This is a genomic window from Marinobacter salarius (assembly GCF_032922745.1).
Taxonomy (GTDB): Bacteria; Pseudomonadota; Gammaproteobacteria; order Pseudomonadales; family Oleiphilaceae; genus Marinobacter.
On the sequence record NZ_CP136693.1, the window covers coordinates 547066 to 558179 of the forward strand.

An 11114-nucleotide genomic window follows, 5' to 3' on the forward strand; every position below is an offset into this window, starting at 1 on the left:
GACCTTCAGAATTGGTATCCTTGCCAACAACCCGCAAAACAGGTGCCCGCCGTCTCCAGGGCACCTGTTTTCCGCTGGTACAAGGCAGCACCAGTCAATTGCAAACGGTAACGTCCATAGCAGAAGAAAGCCCAAAGCGGCAGGGAATCGGTTCGCTGGAAATCGGATTGCATATCCTCAACTACATCTCCGTGGCTTCCAGGCCACCCACCCTCAAAGAGCTGTCGGGGGCCCTGGACCTCTCACCCAGTCGTGCCCACAAATACCTCGTCAGTTTGCTGAGAGAAGGCTACATCAATCAGGTAAACCAGACCCAGTACACCCTGGGTAATTCCAGCCTGACCCTCGGTATTTCCGCGCTCCGTCGCATCAATCCCATTCAACTGAGCTATGAAGCCGTTGACCGGCTCAACGAGGAAACCGACAAAACCGTGTCGGTCACCGTCTGGAACGGGAACGGCCCGCTGATCATCAAGTGGCTGGATTCAAGCCAGCCGATCTCGGTCAACGTCCGACTGGGCGCCGAACTGTCGCCACTGAACTCCGCGTCAGGAAGGATTTACCTCGCCCACCTGCCAGCGGAACGGCGAAAGGAATTGGTGGACCAGTACTACAAGAACTCCAAGTCACTCCCGAAACATCGGGGCAAACCCGTCACCCGGGAAGAACTGCAACCCCATCTGGAGACCATCAAGCGGGACAACTACTGCGCGTTTTTCAGTGACTATCTACCCGAAATCAATGTGCTGAGCCGCCCGGTCTTCGACATCAACGGCAGCATCGTCACTGTCATCACCCTGTTGGGTCTTGACCGGGACACTGACATCAGCGAAGGCTCATTCCTGTTCGAACAGGTCCGGGAATGCAGTGACCGGGTAACGCGGCAGATTTGCGGGCAACAGCGGGAGGGCAATGGCCGGGATTAACCGGCCATTCGCATGGTTTCGGAGGGCAACTCGCCAAAGGATTTTCGATAGTCAGAGGAAAACCGGCCCAGGTGACTGAAGCCATAATCCAACGCAATTTCGGTGACATTCCGGCACTTCCCCTGCAGGAGATCTTCCCGCAACTTCTGCAGCTTCAACTGTTTGATGTAACACTTCGGGGTTGTTGCGAAGGCCTTGGAAAACGCATTGTAGATGGATCGAACACTCATGTTGGAGACACTGGAAAGCTCTTCAATATCGATGTTGCGATGCACGTTCTGTTCAATGTAACGGAGCATTTTACCCAGGGTAGGTGTACAGGCCGGCCCCTTTTCCTGAGATGACCAGTTACTGGGAAACACCTTCAGCAGCTTCTTGAGGATGATTTCACGATAGGCGCCGCAAACCGGGTTTATATCCTCATCCTCAGCATCGTCAAGCTCGGAGAGTACCGCCTCCATGATGTTGATCAGTGCCGGACACAGCCGCAGTTCCACAGGCGCCCGGATAAAGCGAATGCCATCCTCCGGCAACCGACCGTGTGACAACTCACGGGCATTATTGAGCACATACTCCGGAACCTTGATGATCAGCTTTTCGCAATCATCCGAGTATTCCAGATCAATTTTTTCATACGGGTTCACCATAACCGCCTGACCACTGCGAACCTTCATGCGCTCGCCCGCCTGATGCCAGACACACTCACCCCGAGTGACCACCTGAAAGTGGTAGATGGACTCAAGTTCGGGGCTTTTTACCCGTACATGATTACCGTAGCTGAGCTGGGACATCCCAAACCCGGCAAATTCCCTGAAGCTGAGACTGGACTTCCGTTTCTGCTCTCCCAGCATTTCCAGGCGATGCTGCCCGATATGCTGATTAACGAACGAAGACACCTCTTCCGGATGTGCCCCCTGAAGGACGGTAGCGCCCGCAAGTGATTGACCAAACATCTCTCGCCTCATTTACTTATTGTTAATGAGTTCACTTTATATAAATTTAGATGGTCAATCAACAACCAATTTGGCAGCGCAAACTTGTACTAACCCAAGACTGATTAGCGCTATACGCTTGATTGAAAGATCTACATCAGGAGGGAATAAGGAAGGCAGGAATCGCCGGGGAGCCTGTGGCGGCTCCCCGGGAAAAGACCAAAGCTTACGTCAGAAATGAATAACCGTCCGAATACTCTTCCCCTCATGCATCAACTCAAACGCCTCGTTGATGTCCTCAAGGGGCATGTTGTGTGTAATAAACACGTCCAGCGGGATGTCTCCTTTCTCGGCCTTCTCGACATAACCCGGCAGTTCCGTCCGGCCCTTCACACCACCAAAGGCAGAGCCTTTCCAGACCCGGCCGGTGACCAGCTGGAACGGCCGGGTGCTGATTTCCTCACCGGCACCGGCCACGCCGATGATGATGGATTCACCCCAGCCTTTATGACAGCACTCCAGGGCTGAGCGCATCACGTTGACGTTGCCGATACACTCAAAGGAGTAGTCCACACCGCCGTCTGTCATTTCAACGATGACTTCCTGAATCGGCTTGTCGTAGTCCTTGGGGTTCACTACGTCCGTGGCACCCAGCTGTCTGGCGATATCGAACTTGCCGGGGTTGATGTCGATGGCGATGATGCGGCTGGCCTTGGCCATGGTGGCGCCAATAATCGCCGCCAGGCCGATTCCGCCGAGACCGAAGATAGCGACCGTCGCGCCTTCCTCCACCTTAGCTGTGTTCAGCACCGCGCCGATACCGGTAGTGACGCCACAGCCCAGAAGGCAGACTTTGTCCAGTGGTGCATCCTTGGGTATCTTCGCCAGGGAAACTTCCGGCAATACCGTGTATTCCGAGAAGGTGGAGCACCCCATGTAGTGATAGACAGGCTCACCCTTGTAGGAAAAACGGGAGGTACCGTCCGGCATCACTCCCTTGCCCTGGGTTTCGCGCACGGAACCACACAGGTTGGTTTTGCCAGACGTACAGAACTTACATTTTCCACATTCGGCGGTATAAAGAGGGATCACGTGATCACCCACTTCGACGGAGGTGACACCTTCACCAACCGCCTCAACAATGCCACCGCCTTCGTGGCCCAGGATGGCCGGAAAATTACCTTCGGAATCGGCGCCGGACAGCGTGTAGGCGTCCGTGTGACAGACGCCGGTGGCAACGATACGCACCAGCACCTCCCCTTTCTGGGGCGGGGCAACATCCACTTCCACAATTTCCAGCGGTTTGTTGGGGGCAAACGCCACCGCAGCACGGGATTTGATCACTGGCAGACTCCTTGAACGTGGTTCGGAATAAAATGTCTCGGGTTTTACGGGTTTGACGCTTACTAGACGACCGGTCTAATATACCAGCCATGACATCGAACGACACCCGCAATCACATCATCCACACCGGCGCCGACCTGATTGGTCAAAAAGGCTTCGGCGCGACGGGCATCAATGCCGTGCTGACCGCCGCCGGTGTACCCAAAGGGTCGTTCTACCATTACTTTAGCAGCAAGAACGATTTCGGGTTGGCTGTCATCGACACCTTTGCGCAGGAATACGACACCAAGCTGGATCGGATTCTGAACGACCACACCCGCTCGGCGGTGGACCGCCTTAGGGCCTACTTCGACACTGGTCTGGAAACCATGACCAGCTGCGAATTCACCCGGGGCTGCCTGATTGGCAATCTTGGCCAGGAGCTGGCCGGGCAAAACGAAACCTTCCGCAGGCGCCTGGACACCGTTTTCCAGGGTTGGGAAAAACGCTTTGAGCGTTGTGTTGAAGAGGCTCGCCAGGCCGGCGATATCGATGCATCCATCGACCCTGCCGACGTCGCCAGCTTTCTGCTTTCCGGCTGGGAAGGCGCCATTCTCAGAGCCAAGGTTCTGAAGTCTACCGAGCCCATGGAGCGGTTTGTGCGGGTCTTTTTCCGCCAATGTCTTGGCCTTCACTGAACGCCCACATTTTTTTCAGTCATTACTAGTAGACTGGTCTAATTACACTCAGTTAATCCTCAAGGAGAGTGATCAATGAACAACGTAAACGACGCACTGTTTCAACCGCACGATCTCGGCACCCTGACGCTGCCCAACCGCGTTCTGATGTCTCCCCTGACCCGTTCGCGCTCCAGCCAACCTGGAGACGTACCGAACGACATGAACGCGCAGTACTATCAGCAGCGCGCCGGTGCAGGACTGATCATCAGCGAAGCAACCCAGGTGTCACCTCAGGGTAAGGGCTATGCATTCACGCCAGGCATCCACTCGGAGGAGCAAATCGAAGGCTGGCGCAAGGTCACCAGTGCGGTGCACATGGCGGGCGGACGCATTCACATGCAGCTCTGGCACGTTGGCCGAATTTCCCATACGGCGCTGCAGCCGGAAGGCAACAAGCCTGTAGCACCATCGTCGATCAAACCCGAGGGCGCCAAGACCTTCATCAGCGCCGACTCCGGCATGGTGGACGTGCCCGAGCCCAGGGCTCTTGAAGCCGGCGAAATGGCGGACATCGTGGAGCAGTATCGCCAGGGCGCGCTGAACGCCAAAGCGGCCGGATTTGATGGCGTCGAAGTACACGCCGCCAACGGATACCTGCTGGACCAGTTTCTCAAGAGTGGCAGCAACCACCGCAGTGATGAGTTTGGCGGCTCCGTTGAAAACCGGATGCGCCTGCCACTGATGGTGATCGAGGCCGTGATCGACGTCTGGGGCAAGGACAATGTCGGCGTTCGGGTCAGCCCGACCGGCAGCTTCAACGCCATGTACGACGAGGACCCGGTCGAAACCTTTGGTGAATTCGCGAAGCGGCTGAACGACCTGGGCATCAGCTACATCGAGGTCGTGGAAGACTCGTTCCAGGGCAACCATGCGAACGGCCGCCCGGAATCGGTGATCGATGCCATCCAGGCTGGATTCCACGGCACTTACATCGCCAACGGCGCCTACACCGCTGAGGAAGCTCGCAAACGGATCGGCAATGACCGCTGTGATCTGGTGACCTTTGGCCGTCCATTTATCGCCAACCCCGATTTGCCCGAGCGTTTCCGCCAGCATGCGGAACTGAACAAATGGGATGACAGCACCTTCTACGGCGGCGATGAGCGCGGCTATACCGATTACCCGACGCTGAAGGAACTTGAACCCAGCGTCTGAACATCACTTTCACACGAGTAAGGAGTCAAACCATGAGCAATACCAACGACCCAATCAATAGCAAAGTCGTGATTATCACCGGCGCCAGCAGTGGCCTGGGTGAGGCAACTGCCCGCCGCCTGGCAGCGCGAGGAGCCCGGCTGGTGCTTGCAGCCCGTCGCGAAGACCGCCTGTCCAAACTGGCAGAAGACCTGAAAGCCGAGGGTGCTGAAGTCACCTGGAAGGTTACCGATGTGACTGACCGAAACCAGGTGGAGTCACTGGCTGCCACCGCGAAAGAAACCTTCGGCCGGATCGACGTACTGATCAACAACGCCGGCCTGATGCCACTGGCACCGCTGGACGCTTTGAAGGTTGATGAGTGGGACCAGATGGTGGACGTCAACATTAAAGGCGTGATGTATGGCATCGCGGCTGTGCTGCCGACCATGCGGGAGCAACACAGCGGGCATGTGATCAACCTGTCGTCCGTTGCCGGACACAAACTGTTCCCCGGCGCCGCTGTGTACTGTGCCACGAAATACGCGGTGAAGGCGCTGTCTGAAGGCTTGCGCATGGAAGCCGGCGACGAGATCCGCAGCACCAATATCTCACCGGGCGCCATCGACACCGAGCTGACCAGCACCATCACTGACCCGAACGCCAAACAGGCAGCGGATGAACTCTACAAGGTGGCGATTGATTCCGATGCAGTGGCGCGGGCCATCGTCTATGCCATCGAACAGCCTGCGGACGTGGATATCAACGAAATTATCCTGCGGCCAACGGCTCAGGAGCTCTAAGGCTGTTGCTTGCTGAACGCTGTCGGCGTGCATCTGGTTGATGCCGCCGACAGGCGGGTGTGATACTGGTTGTTCCATTCCAGACGGACACACCAAACATGACCACTGTGCAGCAGGCCCTGGCCCGCATTATCGATACCTGCCAACCGGCCACACTGGTGGTTTGCGGCGAGATCGCTGGTGAGGTTGGGGATCACTGGTGCCGGCACCACAGCGAGTCGGCCATGACCACCCTGGATACCAGCGCCCCCAACGATGCCTTCCCTCTGCCCGAGACCCAGGACCTGGCCCTGGTGACCAACACGCTCGAACACCTGAACCACGACGAGGGCCAAGTACTGCTGGGCCAATTGCGCAACTACGGCACCCACCAGATTGCCGTTGTGGTGAAAGACTGCCCCGGTTGGTCGTTTACGGATTTCATCGGGCTGGGATTCCGCCGGCAGGCTGAGCTTGGTGACGAAGACAGCCCTCTCACGCTCTACACCTACAACATCGACAGCTACAACCACAAACGCGTCTGGAACAATCCCGACAACTGGGCCAATCCGGAAATGTGGGACAAGGCCTGGTGGTAGCTGCCACGCTTACAGCGAGGCCACCACATCCAGGTTGTGGCGACAGGCGCTCAGATAGGATGCCCCAAAAAGGTTGTAGTGATTGAGGGTGTGGTACAGGTTGTAGATGGCCCGCTTGGTGTTATAGACATCCGTTCTGGGGTAGCCCCGGTCATAGGCACGATAAAAAGCCGAGGAGAAGCCACCAAACAGCTCTGTCATGGCAATGTCCGCCTCCCGGTCACCGTAATACACCGCCGGATCAATGAGCCAGGGCCCGACGCTGTCGAACAGGACATTCCCGGACCATAGGTCGCCGTGGAGCAGGCTTGGGTGTTCGCAATGCTCATTCAGAAACCCGGCGAGCGTGTCGCCCTGACGCTCAAGCACCGTTTCAAACTCTTTCCGGACATGGTCATTGCCGACCATGCCTACCTGCACACCCAGTCGATCTCTCAGGAAAAACGCACCCCAATCGTCCGTCAGGCGGTTCTTCTGGGGTGACATCCCAATCATGTTGTCGGCGTCGAATCCGTACTCGGGCTGACGTACCGCATGCATTTGCGCCAAGCCTTCGCCAAGCGCGGCCATGGCTTCCTCGCTCGCCGGGCCGGGGTGGATCTTCGGAATCACCAGTTCGTGGGCTGAGACAGCTTTCACCTCCGGCACATGCACTCTGCTGACACCAGCCGCCTTGAGAGTGTCTGCCAAAACCTCAAGGCCGCGGGCTTCGCACAACAACGCATCGGGAAAGGACGAAGGATTCTGTTTCACGTAATCGGTCATGCCACCAGTATAACCATGATCGGAAATCGCCTCGCAAACATCCTTGGCTTTGTCACAGGCTTCATGGATCATGGAGCTGCAAGGCCATCCCACACAGGAATAGCCCGATGACAGGTTTTAGCAAGCGCACGGCAAACGAACAGTTGAATCAAGAGGCGGACAAGGTTCACCGCAGAGATGTGGGCGCCCTGCTCGACCGCCAGCAGGCCATCGAGGACAAAGTCAGGAACAGTGGCAAACTGAGCCGGTTCAGCACCGATATCCGGCTGATGTTTTCCATGCTCAGGGACTACTGGCAGGGCAACTATCGCGAAGTACCCTGGAAAAGCATTGCGGCGATCGCCGGTGCCCTTGTTTACGTGCTCAATCCCCTGGATTTGATTCCGGACCTGCTGCTGGGATTCGGCCTGCTGGACGACGCCGGTGTGGTGGCCGCATGCCTGGCCCTGGTGGAATCCGACCTGCTTCGTTACGCAGCGTGGAAAGATCTTAAAATAGAAACACAAACGCTTACGGATAGCGATTGATTCAATAGTGGACTACCGTTAATCTTCGAAAGCCCTCTGAATCACAAAACCCTTTGGAGCTAATGTGGATTTTGCCACCCTGATCGGCCTTGTTGGGGCCATCCTGCTTATAGCCTCAGCCGTCATTCTTGGCGTGTCGCCGGATGTTTTTATCAATCCCCCCTCCATACTGATTGTGGTCGGTGGCACCATGCTGGTTGTGCTGGCGAAATTCAGCTTCAACCAGTTTTTCAGCGCCTTCAAAGTGGCCGCTCGAGCGTTCAAATTCCGCTTGCCGGACACCCGTGAAAGCATTGATGAACTGATTGAAGTAGCCAATGTTGCCCGCAAGCAAGGCATGCTCGGCCTGGAAGAGCGCGAAGTTGGCTCGCCGTTTCTCGGCCAGGGAATACAGATGCTGGTCGATGGCCAGGATGCTGAAACCATCAAACACCTGCTGTCCAAGGAGCGCCTACTGACGCTGGATCACAACCGGTCTGGCGCAAAAGTCTTTACGGCAATGGCCGATGTGGCCCCTGCCATGGGGATGATCGGAACCCTGATCGGGCTGGTGCAGATGCTGTCCAACATGGAAGACCCGAAATCCATCGGTCCTGCCATGGCGGTTGCCCTGCTAACCACACTCTACGGCGCAATGATTGCCACCATGATCGCCACCCCCATCGCGGACAAACTCTCGCTGCGAATGACTGAGGAAGCGCGTCTGCAATCGCTCTATATTGATGCGCTGGTTGCTATCAAGGAAGGCACCAATCCGCGGATTATCGAACAGATGCTGTCGAGTTACCTGACCCCGAAAGAACGTGAGAAAAACTCAGAAGCCGAGACCGCAGGCGTTTAGCCATGGACGAATTACCAGAAGAGGAAAAAGCGGGCATTCCCGCCTGGGTAGTGACATTCGCGGACCTGATGTCGCTGCTGATGTGCTTTTTCGTCCTGCTGTTGTCGTTCTCCGAGATCGACGCACAGAAGTTCAAACAGATCGCTGGTGAACTGTCGAAAGCGTTTGGTGTGCAGCGCGAGGTGCCCGTCCTTGAGGTACCCATGGGCACCAGCCCGATTTTCGATCAGTTTTCTCCGGCACCGCCCGAGCCCACCGTCGTCAACGAAGTCAAACAGACAACCACCGACGAGCAGCCCGAACTGGAAACCCTGAAAAGCCCTACGGATGTGGCTGTGGAATCCGCCATCCAGGAAGAGCTCGAGAAGACCCTGGAGCAGGTTCGATCGGTTCTTGAGACAGCCATCGAAGACGGCCGGGTCAACCTCACCCAGGATCATCACAGAATCATTGTTCGCGTTGAGGAGAAGGGGGCGTTTCCCTCCGGTTCGGCGGACCTGACCTGGGAGTTTGAAGGTCTGTTGCTGGAAATGGCCGACATACTGGTGGAGATCCCCGGCAAGTTGACCATTGAAAGCCACACCGACGATGTTCCCATCCGCACGCAGCGGTTCTACAGCAACTGGGATCTATCCGCCGCCCGGGCGGCAGCGGTTGCCAATGCGCTACTCGCCGAGGGTAAGCTGAAGCCTGCCCGGCTGGCGGTCACCGGTCTCGCTTATACCGAGCCACGGGTACCAAACACCTCTTCGGAGAACCGCGCCAAAAATCGCCGGGTGGAAATCATTATCGATCTGTCCGGGCCGATCGAGGAACAGGAGATGCGGCTAAGGGAACTCATGACCCCCAAAGCCGATGTGTCTGCTGCACCGGATTCCCCCAGTTCCGACGACTCCAACCAGGACGAATTACTGTGGTAGGCGGCCATATTGGTGCACTACCCCCATTAATGCACCATTAAAGAGCGAAAACACCTCACCTTCAGCTCAAACCCGCCCAACTTCAGAGCAGAAAATCACCTAATCGACTCTCCGGCCTAAATTTGCCTCAAAATGGAACACTCCTTGCTTGGCATGCACGCTATCAATGCACAACCCGCCCGTGACAGGTGGATAAAACCAAAAAATCAGGAGCAACCAACCCGTGGATATCACGAGTGCAGTACATACCCTGACCGAAAGCGCCAACACACTGTTCATTCTGATCGGTGCCATCATGGTACTGGCCATGCATGCTGGCTTCGCCTTCCTGGAAGTCGGCACCGTGCGCCACAAGAACCAGGTGAATGCCCTGGTAAAAATCATGACTGACTTCGGCATCTCCGCCGTGGCCTATTTTTTCATTGGCTACTACATCGCCTACGGCAGCCACTTTATGGCCGGCGCTTCAGAGCTGACGGCCGCGAATGGCTATGACCTGGTCAAGTTCTTCTTCCTGATGACCTTCGCCGCCGCCATTCCCGCCATCGTCTCCGGCGGTATCGCCGAGCGTGCAAAGTTCTATCCCATGCTTATCGCCTCAGGGCTGATCGTGGCGTTTGTATATCCCTTCTTCGAGGGCATGATCTGGAACGGCAACTACGGCTTCCAGGCCTGGCTGGAGAACCAGTTTGGTGCAGCCTTCCACGACTTTGCCGGCTCGGTCGTGGTGCACGCCGTGGGCGGCTGGATCGCCCTGGCCGCCGTGCTCCTGCTGGGCGCACGTAAAGGCCGTTACCGCAATGGCCGCGTGGTGGCGTTTGCCCCCTCCAACATTCCATTCCTGGCGCTGGGCGCCTGGATTCTCACCGTCGGCTGGTTCGGCTTTAACGTGATGTCCGCCCAGACCCTGGATGGCATCAGCGGCCTGGTGGCGGTGAACAGCCTCATGGCCATGGTGGGTGGCGTTTTGGTGGCCATGCTGGTCGGCCGCAAGGACCCGGGCTTCATCCACAACGGACCGCTCGCCGGCCTGGTGGCGGTGTGCGCCGGTTCGGACCTGATGCACCCGGTCGGTGCGCTGATTACCGGTGGCATCGCCGGCGCCATCTTCGTGTACATGTTTGAGTGGGCCCAGGACAAGATTGAGCGCCTGGACGATGTACTGGGTGTATGGCCCCTGCACGGTGTGTGCGGTGTATGGGGTGCCATTGCCGCCGGCATCTTTGGCCAGGAAGCGTTCGGGGGCCTGGGCGGGGTCAGCCTGATGTCGCAGATCATCGGTGCGGTTGCCGGTGTTGTGGTGGCTTTTGTCGGCGGCCTGATCGTCTACGGCATTGTTAACGCCATCTCCGGCCTGCGTCTCACAGAAGAAGAGGAATTCAACGGTGCGGATGTCAGTATTCACCGCATTGGCGCTACGTCCCTGGAATAACCCTTGCCCGCCAGCCGCCTTTCCCGGCGGCTGGCAATGCTTTTTATTGACACTTCCCTCCGTCTGGCCTTTTCTTAAATAACCCGTTCCGGTGATAAACCCACGGTTTGCCGCCAGAGTGGCCTGCCTTTTGCTGTTCCTTTACATCATGGGAATGGCTGAATACCGACCGCCCACATCCGGTGGACGGCGT

Annotated in this window: 12 protein-coding genes; 9 read left to right on the plus strand and 3 right to left on the minus strand. The window is 57.0% G+C overall.

What is annotated here, in order from left to right; all coding sequences use genetic code 11:
- Positions 1 to 20 precede the first annotated feature (20 nt).
- Positions 21 to 926, plus strand: coding sequence for an IclR family transcriptional regulator (locus R1T46_RS02555; RefSeq protein ID WP_317307222.1), 906 nt, complete (start codon positions 21 to 23; stop codon positions 924 to 926).
- On the opposite strand, the gene R1T46_RS02560 is transcribed toward R1T46_RS02555, so the two are convergent.
- Complete coding sequence (locus tag R1T46_RS02560) at positions 923 to 1879, minus strand: AraC family transcriptional regulator (RefSeq protein WP_317307223.1); 957 nt, start codon at positions 1877 to 1879, stop codon at positions 923 to 925. The two genes, R1T46_RS02555 and R1T46_RS02560, sit on opposite strands and share 4 nt — an antisense overlap.
- Positions 1880 to 2089: 210 nt before the next feature.
- Positions 2090 to 3202 carry an S-(hydroxymethyl)glutathione dehydrogenase/class III alcohol dehydrogenase gene (locus R1T46_RS02565; RefSeq protein ID WP_273622770.1) on the minus strand — a complete coding sequence of 371 codons (1113 nt, stop codon included), beginning with the start codon at positions 3200 to 3202 and terminating at the stop codon, positions 2090 to 2092.
- A gap of 89 nt (positions 3203 to 3291) precedes the next feature.
- Between R1T46_RS02565 and R1T46_RS02570 the strand changes: the two genes are divergently transcribed.
- From R1T46_RS02570 to R1T46_RS02585, 4 genes are all read left to right on the plus strand, one after another.
- Entirely contained in the window at positions 3292 to 3879 is a 588-nt protein-coding gene (locus R1T46_RS02570) for a TetR/AcrR family transcriptional regulator (protein WP_091641575.1), read from the plus strand.
- A gap of 75 nt (positions 3880 to 3954) precedes the next feature.
- A complete protein-coding gene (locus R1T46_RS02575) occupies positions 3955 to 5076 on the plus strand; it encodes an alkene reductase (RefSeq protein WP_085681861.1) in 1122 nt (373 codons plus the stop codon).
- Positions 5077 to 5108: 32 nt separating this feature from the next.
- Positions 5109 to 5858 carry an SDR family oxidoreductase gene (locus R1T46_RS02580; protein ID WP_041333548.1) on the plus strand — a complete coding sequence of 250 codons (750 nt, stop codon included), beginning with the start codon at positions 5109 to 5111 and terminating at the stop codon, positions 5856 to 5858.
- A gap of 98 nt (positions 5859 to 5956) precedes the next feature.
- On the plus strand, positions 5957 to 6436 hold the full coding sequence (locus R1T46_RS02585; RefSeq protein ID WP_317307224.1) for a DUF6231 family protein: 480 nt from the start codon (positions 5957 to 5959) through the stop codon (positions 6434 to 6436).
- A 9-nt stretch (positions 6437 to 6445) separates the two neighbouring features.
- Here R1T46_RS02585 and R1T46_RS02590 read toward each other — a convergent pair whose 3' ends face one another.
- A complete protein-coding gene (locus R1T46_RS02590; RefSeq protein ID WP_136633993.1) occupies positions 6446 to 7273 on the minus strand; it encodes a fructosamine kinase family protein in 828 nt (275 codons plus the stop codon).
- Between the two features lie 35 nt (positions 7274 to 7308).
- On the opposite strand from R1T46_RS02590, the gene R1T46_RS02595 reads away from it, so the two are divergent.
- From R1T46_RS02595 to R1T46_RS02610, 4 genes are all read left to right on the plus strand, one after another.
- Entirely contained in the window at positions 7309 to 7728 is a 420-nt protein-coding gene (locus R1T46_RS02595; RefSeq protein ID WP_075195505.1) for a YkvA family protein, read from the plus strand.
- Positions 7729 to 7792: 64 nt separating this feature from the next.
- Positions 7793 to 8569 (plus strand): flagellar motor protein PomA, encoded by a 777-nt coding sequence (pomA, locus tag R1T46_RS02600; RefSeq protein ID WP_075195506.1) that lies wholly within the window; start codon positions 7793 to 7795, stop codon positions 8567 to 8569.
- 2 nt (positions 8570 to 8571) lie between these two features.
- Complete coding sequence (locus R1T46_RS02605) at positions 8572 to 9489, plus strand: MotB family protein (RefSeq protein ID WP_317307225.1); 918 nt, start codon at positions 8572 to 8574, stop codon at positions 9487 to 9489.
- Positions 9490 to 9712: 223 nt separating this feature from the next.
- Positions 9713 to 10921 carry an ammonium transporter gene (locus R1T46_RS02610; protein WP_075195508.1) on the plus strand — a complete coding sequence of 403 codons (1209 nt, stop codon included), beginning with the start codon at positions 9713 to 9715 and terminating at the stop codon, positions 10919 to 10921.
- Positions 10922 to 11114 lie beyond the last annotated feature (193 nt).

Coding starts and splice junctions, on each gene's coding strand:
- R1T46_RS02560 (WP_317307223.1), bottom strand. CDS start 1,879: ATGTTTGGTCAATCACTTGCGGGCGCTACCGTCCTTCAGGGGGCACAT.
- R1T46_RS02570 (WP_091641575.1), top strand. CDS start 3,292: ATGACATCGAACGACACCCGCAATCACATCATCCACACCGGCGCCGAC.
- R1T46_RS02575 (WP_085681861.1), top strand. CDS start 3,955: ATGAACAACGTAAACGACGCACTGTTTCAACCGCACGATCTCGGCACC.
- R1T46_RS02580 (WP_041333548.1), top strand. CDS start 5,109: ATGAGCAATACCAACGACCCAATCAATAGCAAAGTCGTGATTATCACC.
- R1T46_RS02585 (WP_317307224.1), top strand. CDS start 5,957: ATGACCACTGTGCAGCAGGCCCTGGCCCGCATTATCGATACCTGCCAA.
- R1T46_RS02590 (WP_136633993.1), bottom strand. CDS start 7,273: ATGATCCATGAAGCCTGTGACAAAGCCAAGGATGTTTGCGAGGCGATT.
- R1T46_RS02595 (WP_075195505.1), top strand. CDS start 7,309: ATGACAGGTTTTAGCAAGCGCACGGCAAACGAACAGTTGAATCAAGAG.
- R1T46_RS02605 (WP_317307225.1), top strand. CDS start 8,572: ATGGACGAATTACCAGAAGAGGAAAAAGCGGGCATTCCCGCCTGGGTA.